18 protein-coding genes are annotated in these 24,706 nt (G+C 38.3%); 10 read left to right on the plus strand and 8 right to left on the minus strand.

The features are described 5' to 3' along the window. The first annotated feature begins 77 nt into the window (after nucleotides 1-77). A complete protein-coding gene (locus CXF85_RS19170) occupies nucleotides 78-953 on the plus strand; it encodes a hypothetical protein (RefSeq protein ID WP_157829138.1) in 876 nt (291 codons plus the stop codon). 414 nt (nucleotides 954-1,367) lie between these two features. Beyond that, nucleotides 1,368-2,267 carry a DNA-binding transcriptional regulator OxyR gene (gene oxyR, locus CXF85_RS19175; RefSeq protein ID WP_101230234.1) on the plus strand — a complete coding sequence of 300 codons (900 nt, stop codon included), beginning with the start codon at nucleotides 1,368-1,370 and terminating at the stop codon, nucleotides 2,265-2,267. A gap of 367 nt (nucleotides 2,268-2,634) precedes the next feature. On the opposite strand, the gene CXF85_RS19185 is transcribed toward oxyR, so the two are convergent. Next, on the minus strand, nucleotides 2,635-3,264 hold the full coding sequence (locus CXF85_RS19185; RefSeq protein ID WP_101230235.1) for a pseudouridine synthase: 630 nt from the start codon (nucleotides 3,262-3,264) through the stop codon (nucleotides 2,635-2,637). 321 nt (nucleotides 3,265-3,585) lie between these two features. Between CXF85_RS19185 and CXF85_RS19190 the strand changes: the two genes are divergently transcribed. The 3 genes from CXF85_RS19190 (at nucleotide 3,586) to ahpF (ending at nucleotide 7,075) form a co-directional block, all read left to right on the plus strand. After that, nucleotides 3,586-4,347: a substrate-binding periplasmic protein gene (locus CXF85_RS19190; RefSeq protein WP_101230236.1), complete on the plus strand. Its 762-nt coding sequence runs from the start codon at nucleotides 3,586-3,588 to the stop codon at nucleotides 4,345-4,347. Nucleotides 4,348-4,676: 329 nt separating this feature from the next. Continuing rightward, on the plus strand, nucleotides 4,677-5,246 hold the full coding sequence (gene ahpC, locus CXF85_RS19195; protein WP_101230237.1) for an alkyl hydroperoxide reductase subunit C: 570 nt from the start codon (nucleotides 4,677-4,679) through the stop codon (nucleotides 5,244-5,246). Between the two features lie 257 nt (nucleotides 5,247-5,503). Further along, nucleotides 5,504-7,075, plus strand: coding sequence for an alkyl hydroperoxide reductase subunit F (gene ahpF / locus CXF85_RS19200; RefSeq protein ID WP_101230238.1), 1,572 nt, complete (start codon nucleotides 5,504-5,506; stop codon nucleotides 7,073-7,075). A 92-nt stretch (nucleotides 7,076-7,167) separates the two neighbouring features. Here the strand turns inward: ahpF and CXF85_RS19205 are convergent, their stop codons facing one another. Continuing rightward, the gene (locus CXF85_RS19205; protein ID WP_101230239.1) at nucleotides 7,168-10,008 is read right to left on the minus strand and encodes a CHASE domain-containing protein; all 2,841 of its coding nucleotides are present in this window, start codon (nucleotides 10,006-10,008) and stop codon (nucleotides 7,168-7,170) included. A 310-nt stretch (nucleotides 10,009-10,318) separates the two neighbouring features. On the opposite strand from CXF85_RS19205, the gene CXF85_RS19210 reads away from it, so the two are divergent. The 4 genes from CXF85_RS19210 (at nucleotide 10,319) to CXF85_RS19225 (ending at nucleotide 14,333) form a co-directional block, all read left to right on the plus strand. Further along, complete coding sequence (locus tag CXF85_RS19210) at nucleotides 10,319-11,038, plus strand: hypothetical protein (RefSeq protein ID WP_101230240.1); 720 nt, start codon at nucleotides 10,319-10,321, stop codon at nucleotides 11,036-11,038. 143 nt (nucleotides 11,039-11,181) lie between these two features. Beyond that, nucleotides 11,182-13,779: an intermembrane phospholipid transport protein YdbH family protein gene (locus CXF85_RS19215; protein WP_101230301.1), complete on the plus strand. Its 2,598-nt coding sequence runs from the start codon at nucleotides 11,182-11,184 to the stop codon at nucleotides 13,777-13,779. Between the two features lie 9 nt (nucleotides 13,780-13,788). Then, the gene (locus tag CXF85_RS19220) at nucleotides 13,789-13,971 is read left to right on the plus strand and encodes a YnbE family lipoprotein (RefSeq protein ID WP_101230241.1); all 183 of its coding nucleotides are present in this window, start codon (nucleotides 13,789-13,791) and stop codon (nucleotides 13,969-13,971) included. Nucleotides 13,972-13,979: 8 nt separating this feature from the next. Then, complete coding sequence (locus tag CXF85_RS19225) at nucleotides 13,980-14,333, plus strand: YdbL family protein (protein WP_101230242.1); 354 nt, start codon at nucleotides 13,980-13,982, stop codon at nucleotides 14,331-14,333. A 157-nt stretch (nucleotides 14,334-14,490) separates the two neighbouring features. Here the strand turns inward: CXF85_RS19225 and CXF85_RS19230 are convergent, their stop codons facing one another. The 3 genes from CXF85_RS19230 to CXF85_RS19240 all read right to left on the minus strand — a co-directional run bounded on the left by CXF85_RS19230 (nucleotide 14,491) and on the right by CXF85_RS19240 (nucleotide 17,951). Continuing rightward, nucleotides 14,491-15,243, minus strand: a complete 753-nt coding sequence (locus CXF85_RS19230) for a substrate-binding periplasmic protein (RefSeq protein WP_101230243.1) — start codon at nucleotides 15,241-15,243, stop codon at nucleotides 14,491-14,493. Beyond that, nucleotides 15,240-15,677: a nucleoside deaminase gene (locus tag CXF85_RS19235; protein WP_101230244.1), complete on the minus strand. Its 438-nt coding sequence runs from the start codon at nucleotides 15,675-15,677 to the stop codon at nucleotides 15,240-15,242. The genes CXF85_RS19230 and CXF85_RS19235 overlap by 4 nt, the downstream gene beginning before the upstream one ends. A 372-nt stretch (nucleotides 15,678-16,049) precedes the next feature. Beyond that, nucleotides 16,050-17,951, minus strand: a complete 1,902-nt coding sequence (locus CXF85_RS19240; protein ID WP_101230245.1) for a methyl-accepting chemotaxis protein — start codon at nucleotides 17,949-17,951, stop codon at nucleotides 16,050-16,052. Between the two features lie 269 nt (nucleotides 17,952-18,220). Between CXF85_RS19240 and CXF85_RS19245 the strand changes: the two genes are divergently transcribed. Continuing rightward, nucleotides 18,221-19,102 (plus strand): TIGR01777 family oxidoreductase, encoded by an 882-nt coding sequence (locus CXF85_RS19245; RefSeq protein WP_101230246.1) that lies wholly within the window; start codon nucleotides 18,221-18,223, stop codon nucleotides 19,100-19,102. 17 nt (nucleotides 19,103-19,119) lie between these two features. Here the strand turns inward: CXF85_RS19245 and CXF85_RS19250 are convergent, their stop codons facing one another. From CXF85_RS19250 to CXF85_RS19260, 3 genes are read right to left on the minus strand one after another with little or no spacing between them, the layout of a single operon-like run. Beyond that, entirely contained in the window at nucleotides 19,120-22,239 is a 3,120-nt protein-coding gene (locus tag CXF85_RS19250) for an efflux RND transporter permease subunit (protein WP_101230247.1), read from the minus strand. Between the two features lie 9 nt (nucleotides 22,240-22,248). Then, nucleotides 22,249-23,304: an efflux RND transporter periplasmic adaptor subunit gene (locus tag CXF85_RS19255; RefSeq protein ID WP_101230248.1), complete on the minus strand. Its 1,056-nt coding sequence runs from the start codon at nucleotides 23,302-23,304 to the stop codon at nucleotides 22,249-22,251. A 4-nt stretch (nucleotides 23,305-23,308) separates the two neighbouring features. After that, nucleotides 23,309-24,661: a TolC family protein gene (locus tag CXF85_RS19260; protein ID WP_232771266.1), complete on the minus strand. Its 1,353-nt coding sequence runs from the start codon at nucleotides 24,659-24,661 to the stop codon at nucleotides 23,309-23,311. Nucleotides 24,662-24,706: the final 45 nt, after the last annotated feature.

The following is a 24,706-nucleotide window of genomic DNA, read 5'->3' on the forward strand; positions in this document are numbered from 1 at the left end:
TTTTTGATTTGAAGTTAGGAATTATTCTCTTAATTTCACAATAAAGTATTAATTAATAGGTTTTAAGGATGATTAAGTTGCGTAATTTTGAGTCTTTAACGGAAACCGAAAAAGAGAACGATTTTGCTATAACAGCGCATTATCCCTTTGTTAGTCTGCTTCGATTTTTTCGGCAGACTTTTATCTTATTGATAGCGGGTATTTTTTTATCAGGTTGCGACTTACTGAGTGAAGATTCTGATGATGTCACCAGTGAGAATATCTATATCTTGGCTGAATTAACAGCTAAAGGAAATTCGTCTACTTACATCAAAGTAAATCTTCATAAAAACGAAAGCTTTGGCCAACCATTAGAATTAGTTAATGGCGATAAACTGACGGTGAGCTATTTAGGTAATTCAGTTGAACTGACCAAAGACAATAATATTGTTGAAATAGACTATACCGCCAGTATTGCCAATCAAGGGCAGGGTGGAACGTATACGTTAACCTTTGATCGTCATGATGGCAGCCAAATCACTTCAACGGTGATTATGCCTGAGCCATATACGATAAATTCGCCGAGTGAACATACTGTATTTAGAGAAAATGATAATGTTGCTGTGACGTGGTCACCAGCAGTGACAGGCAATGAGCTTAGCTTCCATGGTCATCTTCGTTGTAAAACCTATGAAGATGATTTAAGTACAGAGTGGGATAATGAAAATGAGACGTGGCTAACCTCTGATGATGGTGAGTATCTGCTACCTCTTAATAAGTTAATTTCTAATTTAACGTTTGAGATTACCCTTGAAGATGAGCACTTTGATTATGCCGCACCTTGTTCATTAGACTTTGATATATCACGCACTAATCATGGTGATCTCGCAGGTAAATATGAGAGTGGTAGTCGTTTGACAGCTGTACAATACCGTCAAATTGAAAATCTTTCAGTGTGGTTGATAGCTGACTAGGAATACAGTTCGTCGCCATTATCTAAGTTAACATAACCCGCATGTATTGGTATTTACAGTAACGTAACTCGCTTTCATAACGTGATCATAATATCATAGCTGAATGCTCTCTTTTCTTATTAATTGATAGGCTAAAATACCAAATCAAGTAAGTTTGTTCCCACTCAGAGCTTGTCAGCGGTTTGAGAACAAATAGAATTTTTTATATATAGTCATTCTATATTAAGGAAATTATGTGCGGTTATCGAATTGCTGACAAACTCCCAAAGGGCGAGTATCTAATAAAAGGTAAAGACTTATATGCTGCGTTATTGATTTTGACAATAGAATAATTATTCTCTTCAATCAATACCTTGCCTCGAAGCCTTTTAATTCTCGCTGAGTGAAAAAAAACTTATTTGAATTGGTATTACTATGATTAAGTTACGTGATTTAGAATATTTAACCGCCATCGATAAACACAAACACTTTGGTAAAGCAGCTCAATCTTGCTTTGTTAGTCAGCCGACGTTAAGTGGTCAGTTGATGAAACTGGAAGAACAATTATGTTTACAGCTAGTAGAACGTCATCGCCGCAATGTTATGCTAACACCTGCTGGTGATCAGTTAGTCAAAGAAGCGCGTAAAGTATTACAAGCGGCAGGGCAGTTTGAATCTTGTGCTAAAGCCTTACTTGACCCTTTCGCCGGCGACTTACATCTAGGTTTAATTCCGACATTAGCACCGTATTTGTTGCCCCACATTATGGCAGATTTAAATACCACACTACCTAATATCAATTTCTTTCTGCATGAGAATCAAACTAAAGTATTGTTGCAGCAATTGGATGAAGGAAAATTAGACGTATTAATTTTACCTTACCTTGAAGACATGGATAAGTTTGAATCCTACCAATTGTTTGATGAGCCACTTATGCTGGCAACACCAAAAAGTCACCGACTTGCCGATAAAAAAGATTTATCACTCTCCGACTTACACGGTGAAAAAATTCTGACATTAGCTGACGGCCATTGTCTTAAAGATCAAACCATGGGTTATTGTTTCTCTGCTGGCGCTAAAGAAGACAATAGTTTTCAAGCGACAAGCTTAGAAACACTACGTCATATGGTGGCTAGTGGCATGGGCATTACCTTATTACCCGCGCTTGCTGCGCAAGGAAATTTAGCCAGTAACACGATTCATTACGGGAAATTTCAAGCGCCTGTGCCAGTGCGTGGTATTTCTTTGGTAATTAGACCTAATTACTCACGCATGCAATGTGTTAGATCCATCGTTGCAAGCGTAAGAAAGTCTCTGGCTGATATCATTAGTTAGACTTACTTTTAGTAGCTTAGGTAGTCATTAACTAAGCTAGCGTTCAATATACCCGCTCCATTTGAAAATGCTCGTTTCAGGAAGTCTGAGCGATTCATAATCAAGGCACATTTTTTTATTAAGGGTTATTTCCTTAAAAAGAAATGTAACGCTGAATATGATTTGCTCAGCCTTCCCCCAAAGGGTTGGTTTAGAAACGCTTTATGCTGCGTTATTGATTTTGAGAAGGGAGTTACCATTTTCTTCAATCAATGCCTTGCCTAAAAGTTTTTCTAATTCCAGCTGAATCATGTATTTTCAAGTGGAACGGGTATATAACGTCTCTTATAAAATGAAGGAGAGCTCTCGGGTTTTATTACTTGAGGCGTTAGCGGTTAATTGTGGTATCGAAGTTAGTGAGTGTTATAACATCACCGGCAATCATGCTATCGATATGAATGTCGCCAATTCGAACCCTTACCAGCCTTAATGTAGCGAAGCCCACAGCTGCAGTCATTTTTCTTATCTGTCGATTTTTTCCTTCACAGAGCGTGATAGAAACCCAGCTAGTTGGACCATGTCTCGCATCTCTAATTTTACGGCCACGCGTGGGAAGTTGAGGTTCACTTTCTAGTTTGACAGCTTTGCAAGGCAGGGTGAGATAAGTCGAACCATTAACTGTAATTTCAACACCATTTTGTAGTAATAACATAGCTTCAGCAGTGATGGCACCATCAACTTGCACGTAGTACTCTTTTTCTATCGTTTTACTTCTTACTTTGTAGCTAATCATACCGTCGGTCGTGAGTAATAATAAACCTTCGGAGTCGTGGTCTAATCGTCCTATTGCCATGGTTTTATCGGGAAAGTTAAAGAGCTCACCTATCAGATGTTTCTTCTTCCGTTTTTCAGGTAAAAACTGACTTAAAAAGCCATATGGCTTAAATATTTTAAAGTGCTGGTGAGTTTTCCTTGGCTCTGCGAGTTCTGTTAAACAGGTTTGGTTAGTAACCGACATGAATCATGGCCTTAAGTAAAATCTGAGTGCGAGCTAATTATACTGTTAGTCAGCGCTAGTTGCACTGAATCTACTCTATCCCCGGTGTAACGCATTTATCGTGAATGTTTATTGTTAGTACAAAGCGATTATCATTGGTCGTTTTTTATCGGATCGCTAGCTAAAATTATAGTGTGGGAATAGGTCTCATGCTTTACAGGCACTTATTTTTGCAAGGTTATAAAGGTTGTACTATAAAGGCTCTACGGCTATTGCTGACGGTGTTGTTTTTACAATATCTGCTCTCTAAGAGCACAAAGTACTAAAATTTAAGGAAAATGAATGGCATACATAAAGAGTATTGTTATTACTTTAGCTTTTTTCAGTCATATACTCAGTGCTCAGCACATAACTATTGTTACTGAGAATTTACCTCCTTTTCAAATCGTGCAAAAAAACAAAGAAATAACGGGTCTGGCAACTGAGATAGTAAAGGAGATCTTTACTAGAGCCAGTTTTAGTCACAACATTGCAGTCATTGATTGGTCAATCGCCTACAAGCAGGCGTTAGAAACAAAGGATGTTTGCATTTATTCTATGGTACGCCTGCCCTTTCGCGAGTCTCAGTTTCAATGGGTGGGTCAAATTACCAGTGCTAGTACTTCTTTTTATTCATTGCGTGAAAAAAACATTGTTTTAAGTCATTTCGATGATGCGTTCAAGTATAGAGTCGCAGTAAATGAAAACTACGCATCACATCACTTTTTGCTAAAGAAAGGTTTTAAAAAGGATAAAAATTTATATGTACTGAAAAACTACAATGCGTTGTTAAAAATGCTCGAAGTAAGGAAAGACAGCATTGACTTAGTTTTACTGAATGACGAGATCCTGATCAATAAAATTGACTCACCTAGTAAGATGAACAAATACCGTAAGCATCCAGTGATCCATGACTTTAGATTCGATTTTTACTTGGCGTGCAGTTTAAAAACTTCGACGGCTGTTGTACAGAGGTTGTCAACATCATTGCAGAGTATGAAAGCGGACAATACTCTGAAAAAATTAACACTGAAATGGCAGGCACGTTTAGTCAGTGGTCAATAGAATTAACTAATAACCCTAGCAGGTTATAGGTTTTCTCTAAGGTTTGAACTACAGCGCTATCAAAGGCAATAGCGATACACAATATCATGCAATCTGCCCAATTAGCTGCAATAGCTAATATCTTTTTTGTGGCTTGAGTTCATAAAATATCAATCTATCTTTATACCATTTCACCTACCGAATCATCTAGTGATAGCTTTTACCTATCAAGGTTATAATTACTATCGATTATACTAATTTAAGCTCTGGCTCTATTATTATCCCGTCTTCAACGAAACAGCTTTAACGTTTCAAACACAGTTACCAATAACATTTAACGGGAGTTCATCATGAACCAATCAATTATCAATACTAAATTATTACCTTTTAACGCCACTGCTTTTCACAACGGCGAATTTGTTGAATTAAGCGAAAAAGATCTTGCTGATAAATGGTCAGTAGTTTTCTTCTACCCAGCTGATTTCACTTTTGTTTGTCCTACCGAATTAGGTGACATGGCAGATCATTATGACGAATTACAAAAAATGGGTGTTGAAGTGTACTCAGTATCAACAGATACCCACTTTACTCATAAAGCATGGCACGACAATTCAGATACCATTAACAAAATCAAATACCCGATGATTGGTGACCCAACTGGCGCAATTACCCGTAACTTCGGTGTCATGATCGAAGAAGCTGGTTTAGCACTTCGTGGCACATTTGTTATTAACCCAGAGGGTGAAGTAAAGATTGCTGAAGTACATGACTTAGGTATAGGCCGAAGCGCAGCTGAGTTACTACGTAAAGTTAAAGCAGCGCAATATGTAGCAGAGCACGACGGTGAAGTTTGTCCAGCAGCATGGCAGCCAGGTGCAGAGACCCTAGCTCCATCACTAGATCTAGTAGGAAAAATCTAAGTTAAGATTAGTTAAGTTTTCCTTAGGTTTATTTAACTACCACCTACTTTTTGTTGCTCGGAAATCACATAGATAAGCCTATGCTCATTCCTCGCGCCTCAAGTAGGAGGCATTTAATTTAAGCCTAAAGTCAAACTTAGGATTACAGCAGTGAATTAACAATGTTGTTGTGATCCTTATTTAAAGCAGTTCCTTTCCCTTTTTACTTTCCGAATGAAAGCTTTTCCAGTTCTCATCAATTTTCAGCAGAGGTCATTATGTTAGACACAAATTTACAAGCACAATTAAAAGGTTATTTAGATAACTTAAAAACACCAGTCGAGCTAATCACTTTTACTGATGAAAGTCCTAAGGCAAAAGAACTTAACCAATTAGTCACTCAAATTGCTGCGTTATCACCGCTAGTCACTGCCATCGATGGCAATAACACCGAGCAAGCATCGGCCGAGCGAGTACCATCCATGTTGGTGCGTAGTGTGGCGAGTAATAGTGAAATGCGCTTTGCTGGCTTACCAATGGGGCATGAATTTACCTCGTTAGTGATGGCGTTATTACACAGTGGCTCACATCCATTAAAAATTGATGCTGAGCAAATAGAACAAGTACGTAACCTTCAAGGTGACTTTGTCTTTGAAACCTATATATCGCTAAGCTGCCAGAATTGTCCTGATGTGGTGCAAGCGTTAAATATGATGGCAGCCATTAACCCAAATATAAAACACACAATGATTGATGGTTCGTTATTTCAAACGGAAGTCTTTGATCGTGATGTCATGGCTGTACCGAGTGTTTATTTAAATGGAGAGTCATTTAGCCAAGGCCGTGTTTCATTAACGGATATTTTAAATAAAGTCGACAAAAATGCCGGCGCTCGTCAAAGTAAAGCATTAGAGAATAAAGAAACTTATGACTTTTTAGTGGTGGGTGGTGGGCCAGCTGGCGCAGCAGCAGCAATTTATGCGGCACGAAAAGGTATTAGTACTGGCTTGGTCGCAGACCGATTTGGCGGACAAGTTAGCGATACCATGGCTATTGAGAATTTTATTTCGGTCAAAGCCACTCAAGGACCCAAACTGGTTGCTAGTTTAGAAGAGCATGTTCGTGAATATGATGTTGATATCATGAACAGCAATAAAGCCAGCAAAGTGCAGCGTAATGATAAAACCGGTTTAATTGAAGTTAGTCTCGAAAATGGAGCAATGCTGAAAAGTAAATCGGTAGTGTTAGCAACAGGGGCGCGCTGGCGTGAAATGAATGTACCAGGTGAGCAAGAGTATCGCGGTAAAGGTGTTGCCTATTGTCCTCATTGTGATGGACCGTTATTTAAAGGCAAGCCGGTAGCTGTTATTGGCGGTGGTAATTCAGGTATCGAAGCGGCCATTGATTTAGCGGGTATTGTTGAGCACGTAACCGTTTTAGAATTTGCTGATACGCTGCGCGCTGATGACGTTTTAGTGAGAAAAGCTAATTCATTACCTAATGTCACTATTATTACTAATGCCCAAACAACTGAAGTACTAGGTGATGGTAAACGCGTGACTAGTTTGAGCTACATTGACCGAGCCAGTGGTGAGAATCATGCATTAGCATTAGCCGGTATTTTTGTACAAATAGGTTTGATGCCGAACAGTGAGTTTTTACAAGGTGATATCGAGTTAACTAATCGTGGTGAAATTATTGTAGGCAGTAAAGGTGAAACATCCGTTGCTGGTGTGTATGCGGCAGGTGATGTCACTGATAGCCCGTTTAAGCAAATAATCATTGCTATGGGCAGTGGCGCCAATGCCGCCTTAGGTGCTTTTGATTATCTTATTCGCCAAGATGCCTAGCAGAGGCTTGGTGGTAAGTTGATAGTAATAATGAAAAAAGTAAGCCGCTTAAAACTTAGTATTTAAGCGGCTAATCATTACTTAGTGAGTATTTATTTGGTTACTTCAAGTAAGCAGTTCGTTAATTGTTCAATATTAATGGGTTTGGCAAGGTGCTTAGTAAAACCTACCGACAGTGCTTTGTCTTTACTGCGCGTATCAACATCAGCCGTTAAGGCAAAAATAGGTAAATCAGCATATTTAGACATTGCCCTTATTTGTTGTGTCGCTTGATAACCATCTAACACTGGCATCTGACAGTCCATCAAAATGACGTCTACCGGTTCTTTTTGTAAATGATCTATAGCCAATTGACCATTCTCAACAATAACAGCATCAATGCCTAACTTAGTTAATACAATACGAATAAGCTTTTGATTAATACGGTTGTCTTCAGCCACTAAGACCTTTAAGTCTGAAAGATCCTGGCTAACAAGGTTTGACTTGTCTGCGGAAGAAGTCTTAATTGGTGCCTCTTTTTCATTGTTGTTTACTATCTGTCGAAATGAATCACTTTGGCTAGCCGAAGTTTTAGGCTTAGTCCTGGTGAGTGGTAACCAACAAGTAAATATAAAGCTAGTGCCAGCGCCTTCTTTACTTTCTATAGTGATGTCTCCAGCCATTAATAGACTAAGTCTTTTTGCAATGGTTAACCCTAAACCGGTACCACCAAAATCACGAGAAGTTGAGGTGTCGGCTTGTGTGAAAGGGTTAAAGAGCTTATCTATTTTGTCCTTTGAAATTCCAATACCGGTATCTTTTACCTTAATAGCGATATGCGCTTTATTATCTGTAACTTTAACCAAGTCTGCTGTTATTGAAACACCACCACTTTGGGTGAACTTCATCGCATTACCACATAAATTCATTAATATTTGTTCAATACGTGTTTGGTCGCCAAGAAAATTAACGGCAGTAGGGAGATTGTCCTTCAAGCGCCAAGAGAGTTCTTTATTGCTAGCCTCTGCTTCAAATAAACTATAAATACGCTGTAACACCAAGTGCATATCAAATGCTTCATTGGTGAGAAGTAACTTTTCGGATTCAATTTTTGATATATCAAGAATGTTATTTACTATATGCAGTAATAAGTCTGATGAAACATCAATATGTTGCAGATAGGATTTAATTTCATCCATATTGCTGGACACTTTAGCCAATTGAGCAAAACCAATCACTGAATTCATCGGGGTTCTTATTTCATGGCTCATATTCGCTAAAAATTGGCTTTTCGCTTTGTTGGCATAATTAGCTTCTTCCATTGCCTCATTAAGAGACTTAGTGCGTCGGCTAACTAGGCTGTTTAACTGTAACTGCCTATTATTCATCAATAAAAGCGACGTGATTATCGTAATGGCAATGACGACCAGTAATAAGAAAAATCGTAAAAAATTCTGATGTTGTTGGCGAGTCAAATAACTTTCGTTAGCAAATAAATGAATGGTCCATTTCTGTCCAGCGACATTAAAATCATGACTAAAATGCCTATTTGAATCTTTTAAAGTTGACTCATGAGTGTCGTTATGAGAAATGGCATTAGATAAGAACCACTGCTTTTTATTGTGTTCAAACACCTCATAATAAAATAAGTTTTCTTGAGAATCACTGATGGCATTACGGATCATTTTTTCCGCTAGATATACACCCGTGGCAAAACCAATTAATTTTTTATCCGTCGTTTTTTTAGCGTCAATGGTTTGTTCAAATACCGGAAAAAACAATAAAAAGGCTGGCTCTTTTTCAAATGATTGCACCAATTGAATAATAGGGGTGGCTTGTGGTTGATAATTAGCCATGATGCTATCTAAGGTCTTCTTCCGTGAAGGGTTAGAGTACACGTTAAAACCTATTGCTTTACCATTACTTTCTTCTGGGCTAATCAATTTTACATAAACCAAATCGTCGTTAATTGATAACGGCTTACCTCTGATCGCGACCTTCTTCTGATAATGTTGCGCTAATTGTGTTTCATGGCTTTGCTTTTGTGTTTGATTAATTAGAGGATTCCATGACATAGCTTTGAGTGTGTTAGAGCTTTGTGTAAGCTTATTAACAAAGTCATGAAATTGCTCACGTGAGGCATCGGGATTATTCTGAACAAAAGTTGCTAATAAGCTTAGTTGTTCAATACTAGTACTTATTTGACGGTAAATACCATTTTCTATTACGTTTGATTCTTTTGTTATCAACTCAACATCATTGCTGTTTGAGCTAGCAGTAAAAAAATTTGTCAGTAAAATGATAATAATTAACAAAGCACTCACAGCATATAAAATAATCAGCCTAGCATTACGTTGCTCCGCTTTTAATTGCTGAAAGCTAAGTAAACTAAACAGAAAAGGCACCGAAAGCAGTACCCCTAATGAGTCGCTTAACCACCAATACACTAAATTTAATTGAAAATCTTCAGCACTATAATAAGGGTTCAATAGTGTAAAAGTGCTAACACCTACCGTTGAAGAGATTAAATTAACTAAAATTCCAACAAATAAAATAAAATAGAGTGTTTTTTTGTTCTGCGATTGACTGATAGGATTACCTAACCAGTACCTGAGCAATGCACTTCCTGCCATGGCTTGCAGTCCTGCTCCGGTGGCAATAATGGCATTTTGTAGCGCGGTAACCGAGAATAATAAGTTGATGTTAAAGTTTGGAATGATTGAAAAGTTAAAAATAAATGCTGCCAGAAATACCGCAGGGAAAAAACGCCACCACCACAAATAACAACCCACTAATGCTATACCAGCAGGTAACCAGATTGGAACTATTTGGCTATGAAATGAAATCGACGATAAAAGGTGGCCAAAAATTATATAACTAGCGAAAAGGGTAAGGTACAAAGGCCAAGCTTTATTGAGTGGATATGGATTTTTCATTAAGTTAGTATCTTCCACAACAGTCCTTTGAGATTCATATTTACAATTGTAATCAACTATAAACTAAAAGTAAGTATTTACAATATGTTGAAAGATTTTGTTATGTTGCATCGATATGATTTTTAAACAGTTTTTGTCGTTGGTTAGTTTAGTGGTTTAGAGGACTTTTTTTTCGTGATTTTTGGATGTTTTTAATTACAGCAATTGATGTATTCAAGTATCAACGGCCAACATCGATTAAAGCTAGCTTAGTGTCATTAAAATAGTCAATATATTGGTATGTAAGTTGCTTGTAAAAAAGATGTCAATATATTGTGGTGTTTATTAAATGATCAATAACCTAGGCCTATATAGCGCCAATTTTAATAATTCAACGGTAAGTCAGCAAAATACTGCTGAAATACAAGCGATAGCTGAAAAGCATGCTGAAAGTAATGTTAAAAATGAAGAGCCCGCTAGTGTCGATAATAATATATATTTATCAAGCAGAGCTCAAAAAATCAATGCCATTAGCAGTGAGTTTTTTAGTGGTGCTCAGCTGACATTTGATGATGTTAGCGCGTTGAAGGAAAAACTTTACCAATTTGGGCTGATTTCAAAGGGCGATTATGCAACGTTAACTGATGTTAAAGCTGATGCTACAAGTAGCGAATCGGATGCTAAAACATCGACCACTACGTTAACTAGCTTCCTTGATGATTTCATTGGACGTTTAAATGCAGATGATAAAGATGAAAATACCGAAAATGATGATGTTGCCGCTGAAAGTGAGACAATAATAGCGTTAACGGCAGCATTAACTACCGCAAAAAAAATATTGAATAACGTTGAAGAGCAGAAACTCGACACTGATTTTAACTCAAATCTTAAAAATTCATTAGCTTTACTTAAGCAAACAATCAATGATGAATCATTTGAACAGTTAGCTTTAGATGACAAAATAGGACTAAGTAAAGTACATCAGGCACTCGAAATAGTTGATCGCCTATCGCCACAGCGGTTGAATAACGATAAGGTGAATCAGTATATTAACTTATCTTTTAGGTAGTCATTTAATAGGGCTTATGGATGGCTTAAGAAAAATAACAAAGTATTCTTAGTACACTATCACCTCCCATTAATTCCCACTGAAATTTGCATGGTAATTGGTATAATATGCATATCACTCCTCTTTTGAAGTTAGGCATTATATTGCGGTTGTTCAAATTCACCTTAGCTATATGCTTAGTCATTGCTATCACACTTAGTTCGGTATTCTATGCTCGAAACTCGGTGGTTACATCGTTAGTAAATAACTATCTGACGCAGCATAATGCCGTTTTAACATGCATTGACTTTACTCTAAATTCTGACTTGGATTTGGTCATTTCGCATTTATGCATCGACTCGCCTTATGCTGATATAGAACTGATAGATAGCCTGATAGTGTGGCGATTTGAAGCAAACAATATTGCAGTTAATAAGTTATCTGAAGCGATTTCAGCGATAAGCATTGCAGCGGTTAATGTACGAGCAAAAGCTGACTTGTCATTTCCGGAAAGTGCAATATCAGCAAAAAGCACAGTAAAACTTAGCGAGTTACCAGTCTTTATTAGAAAGCAATTTGATGATCTTGCATTACTGTCACCTCCCGTTGATATAGATATCAAAACGTTTAATTACCAGCCTTTTTCAGAGAGTCAAAATCAGTCCTACCAAGGGCGATTTTCAATGAATGCCCAACAATTAAACTTCTTCCTAGCCAACCAAAAGCAAGAGCCTATATTTTCCTTTGAACTCGTTAAAAAAGGCCAGAATATAAGCGCCAATGTGGAGACTGATTTAACTAGATTAAGATCACTGCTTATTAATCATAAAACAGCTTTTCCACCTAGTTTATCTTCGCTATTAATAGATGAAACGTGGTTTGCTACGGGTAACGTTACCAGCCAATTTAACTGGCAGAATAAAATTCTCAGTATGAAAAATCAAGTCACAGGCTTTTCTTTTGATGCATCGAAAAATTTTGCATCACTAGAGTCAGTTAAGTCAGACACAATATTCACTTGGCAAACAAACTTAACAGCCGAACACCTGCACTTTGATTTTACTAATGAGCACCATCAGGGAAGTAATCAAGAAAATAACCAAAGTAATAACATAGAGCTAGCTTTTAATTCAGTAAAATTGATTGAGTTATTAACAGCACAAGGCATTGACCAGCAGCTAATAAATCTCATCGTAGATAACGCCATCGACACTTTGACTATCAAGCCTATAGGTTCGCTAAACGTCGATTTTTCCAATGAAACCATAACCAGTGATGGCATTGATATTTTTGGTAGTAATCTGAATGAACCAATACAATTGTCGTTCAACGATTTAGCATTCAATTATTCTGATGATGTAGCTATAACCGTTAATATGCAGAAAGCTAAATTTTCGCTAGCAGGATATGCAAATATTTCCCAATTAAAGCCTTATAGCAGTCAGCAAGTAAAACTAAATGTTGTTGGTGAAATTGAGCAGCAGAGTGAAATTTGGCAGTTAACACTTGGCCAAGGAACGGTAATTGAATTGGCGCAGCTGAGCTTACCGTCAGCTAAGTCTACAGATATAACGATAAGCAAAGCACGGCCCCGGATAAAATCGTTAATCAGTCACTGGCAGGGTAATGTTGTACTTAATAAAAACGATGATGTGACTTTTGAGTTGGAGATTAGTAATCAGCTAAGCAAGCTAAGTTACCCTAATATCATACAAGTAAATGATCTTGAGTTAACAGCAGAGGTCAGTGGTGGCATTAATGATATAACCATAGCTGCCAAAGTTGTGGCTGATAACGTACCAATAGGGATCGCTCAAATAACGGGAGAGTTACGTAATCCGAGCGTGGTTATATCGGCACAAGATGTTTTACTTACCGATTTATTAGCCTTACAAGTAAAACTCCCCGTAGAGTTGAAGCTCATTGACGGCACTATAGACTATCGCTTATCTGGGCAAGTAAACAACCGTGAAGACTTAATGGCTAACTCAATGTCATTAGCAATAAAGGTGCAAGATCTTACTGGGGAGGTCGATGGTACTTGGTTACAAGAGCTTAATTGGCAACAGAATTTCACTGTAAAAGGTGGTCAGATAAAGACGCTACGTGATGGCACGTTAACATCAAATAATCTGACTATTGCCAAGATTGAAACGGCTACACCCATTCATAACTTATCAACAACAACCGCTATCGATTTTTCACAAAATACCCTAAAGCTATTGGTACATAATACGTGGGGTAACTTATTAGGCGGGCGTTTTGACATAGTAAAAGCTCAGTGGCCTTTTAATAAAGCATTACCGATAAATGTTAAGTTAACTAAAATAGATTTAGAGAAACTGCTCGAATTAGATAAAAAGCAGGGTATTGTCGTTACCGGAAAGGTCTCTGGTGAATTACCTATCTTTTATGACGGAGAGCACTTTCTTATCAAAGAAGGGGGCTTAAAAAATGTTGGTGATGGCATTATCCAAGTTTATAATAATCCCGCGGTAGAAGAATTAAAAGGCACCAGTACTGAATTAAAATTAGCATTTGATGCTTTAGAAAACTTACATTATCATCACCTCTCTTCAAAAGTATCAATGGGTGATGATGGTTACATGTTATTAGTCACAGCGATTAAAGGCAGAAACCCTGATTTAGATAATGAGGTAAATTTGAATTTAAATCTTAGCTATGATTTATTAGGTTTACTCGAATCACTCAATATCACCGAACACTTTGAGAGCAAAGTTCTTAAAGGCTTACAACACTAAGGAACATCTATGGGTAAAATACTGGCACCTTTGCTAGCTGTATTTTTATTTACGGCATGTACTCACAAAATTGAAGTGAGTGCTAAAGAGCCGATTACGATTAATTTGAATCTAAAAATTGATCATGAAATCCGAGTTAAAGTAGATAAAGAACTCGATGATATTTTCAGTGACGATAGTGATATATTTTAGGAGTAATGATGAATAAATTAATAAAAAACTCAATCAAGCACTCAATAAAAAAAGTTAGCCTAGTGCTAGTTGCCTCTACTCTGGCATTTTCGGCTTGGGCAATATCTCTTGATCAAGCTAAACAGCAAGGCCTTGTTGGTGAAATGGCTAATGGCTACTTAGGTGTCGTTGTTGCCAGTAGTGAAACCACTAGCTTAGTTGATATGGTTAACAAAAAGCGTAAAGATATTTACTTGAACTTAGCGAGAAAAAATAAAATTACTATGCAACAAGTCACCAAGTTAGCAGGTAAAAAGTCTATCGCTAAAACTCAGTCAGGACATTTAATCCAAAACACTGCGGGGCAGTGGGTTAAAAAATAAAGTTATTCTCTGCTAACGATAGTAAAGCCGCAAAGCTGGGTTAGTATTGGGGCTTTTTTGTATTTAAAATTTATCGATTAATCATTACAAGTGACTATATTTAATGGTTTATATCGGAATATTTGATGGGGAAAAATACCGTTTGAATAATAGATAGTTAATGCATGACCTCGAGGCCATATTGTTCCAACAACTGTTCTAATGTGCCCTTTTTTTGCATCTGTTCAAGTAGTTTGTTGATATAGCTGATCGAGGGGCTGCTATTTTGACGAACTAAAATGGTATGTTGATAGATTTGATCAAATTTTTTGGAGATCAGTAGTTTGTTTTTATCTTCGGGTGACTGGGAAAGATGATAATTCAAATACTCTTTTGACAATACTGCAATATCGCCACGATTATTAAGGATTAACTCAAGACTCTTTTTTTGGCTGTTAGTCTGTAAAATATTAAAATTATTTTCCAGATGTTTCTGGTCGGCATTAAAACCGGCGAATTTATAGTGATAGCCTAAAACCCCGACCATGGCTTTGTTTTTAAAATCGGAAAAAAATTCCTGCCCTCTGCCTGGTTTAGCTTGAGTTACATAAACTTCAGCACCTGTTACAAAAGTTTTCGAGACAGCGACTGGGTATTTTTCCCAACCCCAGTGTTTGCTTTCAAAGATCATCATGTCGAATTTTTCTTTTTCAAAATCACTGTAACGACGTCTAGCTGTTGTGGGTACTGCTATAAATTCATACTTCTGTTGAAGTGCATTCATCGCAGCTATCATTTGAACGGAAATGCCGGTCGTTTTATCAGTGATGAAAGCATAAGGAGGAAAATCGTATACGCCTACTTTGACAATTTCAGCAGCGAAAGCACTGGCAGAGAGTAAAGAGCTAACAAGTATGGCGTACAGTCTCATTCGCCTATATCCTCATTCCATAGCTCGGGTTTTTCCGCCATAAAGTGATTCATCATTTGTTTACATTCTGTGGAGTCGATCATTTCAATCTCAACACCTTTGGACTCAAGTAGCGCCTCTTCACCCATAAAACTTTGGTTTTCACCAATCACCACCTTGGGAATACCATAAAGTAAAATAGCGCCGGTGCACATAGAGCAAGGCGACAACGTAGTATAGATAATACTTTGGCGGTAAACACTGGCAGGTTGACGACCAGCATTTTCCAATGCGTCCATTTCACCATGTAAAGTGGGGCTTCCTGTTTGTACCCTTCGATTGTGACCACGACCAATGATTTTTCCATTATGGACCAACACGGATCCTATGGGTATACCACCTTGAGCTAAGCCTTTTTTAGCTTCATCAATCGCGGCTTGCATAAACTCATCCATCAGAACGGCCTAAAAAACATTCAAGTTAGTTCAATAGTAACAGTTTACAAAAAAAGTACAAATGGCTAAAAAGAGAGTGAAATAGTGCATTGAAGATGTTTTAGTCTAATGATTTAAATAGTAAATAGGGATAAAGTTTAGGGGGCTAATACAGCCGATGGATACTAATCCTATATCGTTGATAATATTATCTTATATGTTTAAATTTATCGAAGGTAAGGAGAATATTCGTAAAAATTGGCAGCGATTGAATCGAATCGTCAGGTCATTAATCTCAAAAAAACCGCAATACTTGCTAAGTACTGCGGTTTTTATGTTTACTATTTATCTATGGATTAAACCGCAGGTTTTAACGGGCAATATTTAATCCAGCTACACTTTAAATCGACTTATAATTTCGGTTAGCTGTTGGTTAATATCATCAACACTATTGATTTCTGCAAACACTTGTTTGCCATTTTTATCCAGCTCACCGACAATTTCACTAATGGTTGCCATGTTTTTACTGACCTCATGTGTGACATTGCTTTGTTCTTCGGCCGCCGCGGCAACTTGTGTACTTAAATTATTAATTTCCGAGACAATGCCCGTCATTTCATCCAAGCTTATTGATACTTCACCTGCCCCCGTGGCCGCTTTTTGGCAACGCTCTTTCGTTACACTCATTGAGTCAACAACCGTTTGATTACCTTTTAGTAAGCTAGCTAGTGCACTTTCAATCTCGTCAGTACTTGACTTGGTACGGCTGGCAAGATTACGTACTTCATCGGCAACTACCGCAAAACCACGGCCTTGTTCACCAGCTCGGGCTGCTTCAATAGCCGCATTAAGTGCCAATAAGTTTGTTTGATCTGCAATGCCACCAATAACACTCAAGATTGAGTTAATACCATCGGTCTTGTTACTCATTTCACTAACACTTTCTACCGAGTTATCAACGTCTGAGACCAATTCAGAGATAGTTTCTTGAGCTTGAGTTACAGTGTGCATAGAATCACGACCGGCATTATTTGCGTTGTCTGTGAGTAGTGCTACGTTTGCTATATCGCTTGCCATAGAGCCAGCCGTGGAGTTCATTTCTTCAATAGCCGTTACCACTTGTTCTGTTTCTTGAACATGTCCATCTAATATAGCTGTATTATGCTCTGATTGATCTTTTAGCGTATGGACATTGCCGTTTAGCGCAGTGGTAGCCTCTTTTATTTCTAACATCATCGATTGCAAGCTTTCTATAAAGCGGTTAACGCCATCTGCAATTTGGCCTAAATCATCATTTGAATCTACGTTTAGTCGCTGTGTTAAATCACCATTACCTTGAGAAAGCGCTGTGATTGTTTCTTTTAATACGAGGATAGGGCGATACAATATTTGTAATAAAATAAAGACCAATACCACGCTTATCAGGGTTGCTGCAAAAGTACTAACAATGGCGCTTGTTTTTGCTGTAGAAAGACTCGCATAAGCAATTTCTGTATCTAGAGCCAGCGTATAGTACCAGTATTTATCAGCGACTTTAATTTGGTGTGAGAAAAGTAAGTTATCCATGCCATCAAATTGATAATGAGTTATACCGCTTTTTTGGCTAACAGCAGCTAACGCAGCCTTTTTAAACCAAGGATAACTAGTTGCTAACTTTTTAGTTTCAACTGTTTTACTGGTCGAGGCTAATACCGTCGTGTCCTTATTAAATATTAATGCGACGGCTCCCGGAATTTCTGCTGAATCTTTAACTAATTGATTCAAGAAAGCCAATTTCATATCAACAGTAATGATACCGTTTTGTATTTGATGAACTATGCTGATCCAATAATCTATTGAATCGAAATAAGGCTCACTTATTGCTGTACCTGAGCTCCTACGAGCTAACTTGTAATAAGATTCATCTCTAACATCACCTTCAAATATGTGATTAGGCCACACCTCACTCGTTTGGTTCCAATAACCAACACCGCTTTCAAAACCAATAGCAGAGCTATTAAGGTTCATAGCAAAAGCAATGGTTTCTGTGAGTTTAACAAAATCTTCTGTAGTGCCTTCTTCTCGTTGGTTATCATAAAGTTTTGCTATTCTGGCTAAGCCTAATGCTTTTTCATTTAATTGCTTTTCAATAAGTTTGGCTTGTTGTTGAACGAACTGACTATTTTCTTTAATAATGAAAGCTGTTAATGCCTTTTCCTCTTTAACATAGGAAAAATAGCTTGTTAAAGAGACAGACAATCCAACCAATATTGTTATGGTAATAAGTAACAGATTTTTGAATCCAAATTGCATCATGATATATCTCTCTTGTTGATCACGGTAGATGATTTTACTTTACAGGTTGATATTACTTGTAATAATTTCAGTCTATTACATTTATATATTAAGTAACAACAATACACTTTTTAAGGGTATTAGGTAGTAAAAAATTAATGCATAAGCTTATTGAAAAGTATGTATGTAATTTAACCATAGGCTGTATTAATTGTTCAGGTACATTTACAAACTTTAATTGATCGACAATGCTTATTAATGATAGCTGACTTAAATGTAGTGGGGGTAGCATGAGAATATTAATAACAGGGGGTACCGGTTTAATCGGTAGACATTTTATCAATGCTTTTCAGCAACCGTATCAATTCACTGTATTAACGCGTAATGGACAAAAGGCAGAAAAGCTTTTACCAGCAGGCGTTGAATTTATCGAGCAACTGCCAGAGCAAAACTGCTTTGAGGTGATCATCAATCTTGCCGGTGAGCCTATTGTTGATAAACGTTGGACAGTTCAGCAAAAAGAAAAAATTTGTCAAAGTCGATGGCAAATAACTAAGCAAGTTGTTGCTATGATTGAGCGTGCTAAATTTAAACCTAGCTGTTTAATTAGTGGTTCAGCTATCGGTTATTATGGTGAGACAGGAAAAAATTTAACTGATGAAGATGCGCAAGTAACACATACGGGTTTTGCTCATGAATTATGTAAAAAGTGGGAAGATATTGCCTTAAAGGCTAAGGATCATTGTCGGGTTGTGTTATTACGCACTGGTGTTGTCTTGGCAAATGATGGTGGCGCACTAGCAAAAATGCGCTGGCCATTTTATTTAGGATTAGGTGGTAAGCTTGGTCATGGCCAGCAGTATATGTCTTGGATACATATCGAGGACATGATTCATGCTATTCAATTTTGCATGCTAACAGCTACCATTGAGGGGGCTATTAATTGCACTTCGCCACAGGCATCTACCAATGTCGCGTTCACCAAAGCTTTAGGGCAACAACTTAATCGCCCTACTTTATTTAGTGTACCAGAATTTATGCTTAAACTATTGATGGGGCAAGGCGCTGAGTTATTATTGATCAGTCAAAATATTTATCCGCAAAAGTTACTCATACAAGGGTTTGATTTCAATCACAGTAACCTTAAATATGCTCTTGCGGATTTACTCTAGTTTATATGACTCTCAAGCTATTTAGTCTTGTTAAAGCTACGCTCATGCACAAGTCGATAAAGTATTGGTAATACTAAAAGCGTCAGTAGCGTTGATGAGATAATACCGCCAATTACAACCGTTGCTAACGGGCGCTGCACTTCGGCGCCTGTGCCTATGTTGAGTGCCATAGGCACAAAACCTAAACCAGCGACTAATGCTGTCATCAACACCGGTCTTAGCCTAATCATGGCTCCGTCGATAATGGCAGTAAGCAACTCAGTACGTTCTTTACATAACTGCCTAATAAAGGCCAACATCACTAAGCCATTTAATACAGCCACCCCAGACAGAGCAATAAAACCGACTCCGGCAGAGATAGAAAGCGGCATATCGCGTAACCACAATGAAATCACACCACCAGTGAGTGCTAACGGAATACCAGTAAAAATGATAAGTGCATCTTTTACTGAACTAAAAGCCATGATGAGTAGTGCAAAAATTAAGGCTAGTGTCAGTGGTAATACAATCGCTAAACGTTGACTGGCAGACTCCAGTTGCTCAAAGGTACCGCCATATTCTAACCAATATCCTGCAGGTATCTCAACTTCGCTATTTATTTTGGCTTTGACTTCGTTAACAAAACTACCCAGATCTTTACCACGAACATTAGCAGTTACTACTATGCGCCTTTTGCCATTCTCTCTGCTTATTTGGTTGGGTGCTGGCGCAATATCAAGCGTGGCAACTTCAGATAAAGGGATATAACCACCTGAAGTTAAGGCGATAGGCAGCTCAGCTAATTTATTAACATCACGCCTGATCGTTTCGGGTAATCGAACCACTATATTAAAGCGACGGTCACCTTCAAAAATGAGTCCTGCATTTTCTCCACCGATAGCGGTAGCAACAGTATCTTGTAACTCAGCGACGGTTAAACCATAACGAGCCAGTGCGACTCTTTTAGGTTTAATTGACAGCATGGGTAAACCAGTGACTTGCTCAACTTGAATATCATTGGCACCTTCAACTTGCTCAAGCACTTCTCGAATCGCATTGGCCGATGTTAATAGTTGTTGCAGGTCATCACCGATGACTTTAATACCTAAATCGGCTCTTACGCCAGAAATTAACTCATTAAAGCGCATTTCAATGGGTTGAGTTAATTCAAAATTATTACCGGGTAGCTTTGCTACTTTTGCCATAATGTCAGCGGCTAATTCACTATGGCTCAAGCTAGCGTCTGGCCATTCATTACGTGGTTTTAACATAATAAAAGTATCGGCCACGTTCGGTGGCATAGGATCATTGGCAATCTCCGGTGTACCTATTTTTGAGAATACATTGAGTACTTGTGGAAATTGGTTAACGCTTTGTTCAAGTAATTTCTGCATTTCAACTGCTTGCTCTATCCCTGTGCCTGGAATACGAATTGCTTGTAATAAAATATCTTCTTCGTTAAGTTGAGGGATAAACTCTGAGCCTAAGGTTGTTGCTAACCAAGCGCACAATATGACTAATAATGTAGCCAATGAAAGCACTAACCAACGTAGCTTCATGGCGAGAAGTAACATCGGCTTATAAATTGATTTACTGACTTTTATCACGGCACTTTCTTTGTCACTAATATCGCCGGTCATAAACAAGGCAATAGCCGCAGGTACTAAAGTCACCGAAAAGACTAAAGCGGATAACAAAGCAATAACGACAGTCGCTGCCATTGGCTGGAACATTTTGCCTTCAACACCGGTTAATGAAAACAGTGGGATATACACCACGGTAATAATGATCACACCAAATAAACTGGGTCTTATCACTTCATTAGTAGCTTGAAAAACCACATGCAGTCGATCTTTTAATGCCAATCTAGCACCTTTTTGACGTTGTGACTCTGCCAGGCGGCGGGTGGCATTTTCCACAATAATTACTGCGCCATCGACAATTAAACCAAAATCTAATGCACCTAAGCTCATTAAGTTTGCTGATACGCCTGCTTGTACCATGCCTGTTATTGTCGCGAGCATAGTTAACGGAATTACTGCCGCGGTAATTAACGCCGCTCTAACATTACCTAACAATAGTAATAGCACCACTATCACCAATAAAGCACCTTCAACGAGGTTCTTTTGCACGGTAGCAATGGCTTTATCAACTAAGGTGGTTCTATCATAAACAGCGGTGACATTAATGCCTTGAGGTAAAGAACTTTGTACTTGTGCAAGCTTTTCAGCCACAGCGAGTGATACTTCTCGGGCATTTTCACCCACTAGCATCATGGCAGCACCTAGCACTGTTTCTTTACCTGAATGGGTCGCTGCGCCGGTACGTAAGGCCTTACCAATGGCGACTTCAGCAATATCGCTGACTTTAATGGGTGAATGGTTGATGTTTTTAATAACCACCTGCTCAATATCGGCAATGGTCTTAAGTTGTCCTGGCGATCTAACCGTCAGTTGTTGACCATTACTTTCAATATAACCAGCACCACGGTTACTGTTATTAGCGGCTAATGCCGTGTGAATATCGGTGAAAGAAATGCCATATTCAAGCATTTTTCTAGGTGATGGAGTGATGTGATATTGCTTATCAAAACCGCCTATAGTGTTTATTTCGGTAACACCTTTTACTAAGGCGAGTTGCGGCTTTATGATCCAATCCTGTATTTCCCTAAGGGCTGTTGCATCATATTGACTACCATTCTCTTGTCTTGCATCAGCATTGGCATCAAGGGTATACATGAATATTTCGCCCAGACCCGTTGAAACGGGACCCATTTCTGGTGATAAACCGGCAGGAAGTTTGCCCTTTATGGCATTAAGTCGCTCATTGATTAAGCTGCGGGCGAAATATAAATCAGTACCTTCATTAAAAACAACGGTGACTTGTGACAAACCATAACGTGACAATGAACGGGTGTACGATAAGTTTGGCAAACCCGTTAAGGCTGTTTCAACCGTGTAGGTAATGCGTTGTTCGGTTTCTAAAGGAGAATACCCATCCGCACGGGTATTGATCTGAACCTGTACATTAGTGATATCAGGTACGGCATCAATAGGTAATTTCTGATAACTCCAATAACCTAGCCCCATTACCACTAGGGTTAAGGTGATTATTAGCCAGCGTTTGGCAATTGAGAAACGTAAAAGTGATTCAATCATAATTATTTCCTAGTGGTGATGTTCAGCACTAGATTTCTCCAGTTCGGCTTTGAGTAAATAACTGTTTTTCACAGCATAGATCTCGTTTTTCTTTAACCCGGACAATACTTGTGAAAATTGACCATCGCTAAGGCCTAAACTAATAACGCGTACTTCAAAGCCTTGTTCATTTTTAACGAATATTACTTGTTTACCTTCCATTACTTGAATGGCGCTGTTATCAATAATAAGAGGCACTGCTAACTTGTTAATAACAACCGACCCGACCAGTAAACTACCGATAGACCACTTACTCTGACTATTATCAAGGGCTACTCTGGCGATACTAAAAGGACTATCATTTCGGCTAGGTAAAATCTGGCTGATCACTGAATCAGTCACTTGATTTTCCATACTGATGCGTACTGATTGGCCTATCGCTATTTTTGATTGTTGTGTCGCAAATACTTGTAATTCAAGCCATAACTTTTGGTGGTCTTCAATAGTAAGTAATACCTGTTCATTGGCTAACTCGCCTGGGTTAGCATTACGTTGAGTAATTACCCCTGAAATAGCAGAGTGGATGCTATAGCGCATTAAACTATTATTTGATTCGATTTCAGCAATAAGCTGACCTTTTTCTACCTTATCGCCGACATTTGCACTAAGTAGCGTAATAATACCGGGAAAACGTGCACGGACTTGACTCACTGCACTTGGCTCAGTTGTTGATGTTCCATATAAGGTAAGACGCTGTTTTATTTCACCAGATGTTGCTGTTAACGAAGTAATATCAACGGTTTTTATCATCTCGGCTGAAATAGCTATATGGCCTTCTTCGCTATGTTCATCGCCGTGTTCCTCACCATGATCGTTAGTGTGCTCATCTTTATGTTCAGTTTCATCACCATGTTCGATGGCCTTGTTGGTAGCTATAGAGCTATTTTCTTTTACTGCGACACGGCTGTCTGAATGTTTATCTACTTGGGAAGTCGCATTACTCGTTAAGGAGAAAGGCAGGATAAATATCAAGGTACTTATTAATATACCGTGCTTTATATTTTGAGCTAAAAAGGGACTGTTCATTAAATTATCCTTGGGTAAAACGATTATTTTCATATGAGGCATGTTGTGAAGCAGGTAAGGGCTCGGCAATAAGTTGTTCTATGTCAGCACCAAAACGCAAAGCGGCTGATGCCGATTTAATTAACGCTCGCTTTGCAATCAGTAACTCTTGTCTCGCGCTTAAATAATCAAGATAACTATATAAACCACGCTGATAGGCAATTTGCGTTTCTGCTAGTGCTTCTTCAAGTAGAGGAATAATGGTATTTCTTAAACTATTAGCGGTATAAATTGCCTGTTTTCTACTGGAGTAGGCTTGTTGTAATTGGCTATGTAAATTAAGTAATGCGGTGATTTTTCTTGCTTGTACTTCATCTCGCTCAGCTTGTGCGGTAATAATAGCGCCGCTATTATTCGTTGAGCTAAACAGCGGTATACTAAAACCTGCAACCAATGCGGTATCACCTATATCTTGTAATTGTTTTACCCCAAGAGTCCATTGTATATCGGCACTTGACTGACTTTTTGCTAAACGTAATTGCGCGTTTTTGAGTCGCTCTTCACTGGCAAAGGCGAGTAGTGCAGGATTTTGTTTTACTTTGGCATAGAGTTGGTCAAAAGCGACATCGGCTGAGAAGTAATATAAATCACCAGCAACCTTGTTAAAATCGACCAAACTTTCATTCCATAATAAGGCTAAAGAAAGCTTAGAATAAGAAAATTTCTGCTGCTTTGCTGATAAGCCTAAGCGGGCATTACCAACGGCGGCCAAGGCACGTTTTATTTCGGCTTTTGGCGTTGAGCCTGCTTTAGCACGTTTTTCAACTGCAACTAAAGTCTCTTCCGCCAATTGTGTTGCTTCATTTGCTAAGCTCAAATTGGCTTGGGCGGTAAGTACATCAATATAGCGACGTGTTACTTCAGCTAATAGACTTAAGGCGGTAATTTTACGTTCAGCGGATAACTGCGCACTTCTATGACTACCCATATCACGACGTGCGGCACGCTTGTCGCCCATTTCAATGACTGACGATAAAGACACAGTGAACTCTGCACCATCAAAACCTTTTAACTGACCACTACCGGCAAAATTTTCTGCTTCAAAAGCTAACTGATAAGCTGGCGCTAAAGCCTGAGTTTGTTGCTGGCCATCAAGTGAAACTTGACGTAGTGAGAACACTTTTAAAGCGGGATTTTTAGCTAGCGTTCGTTTAATAGCAGTGGCTAAAGTCAGCGTGTTTAGCTGTTTAACCTCTTTCGCTAGGGTATTTGGACTTAGTAGTAATACGGTTAAACAGATAACTAGTTGGTTTGTTAAACGAGGTACTCTCCAGGCTGGAGAGCGACGTAATAACATACGATAATTAAACAAAGGCATGATCTTTCCTAATATTCACTAAAATTATTTACATTACTAACTTGC

It is taken from the genome of Colwellia sp. 75C3 (assembly GCF_002836255.1).
GTDB lineage: Bacteria > Pseudomonadota > Gammaproteobacteria > Enterobacterales > Alteromonadaceae > Colwellia.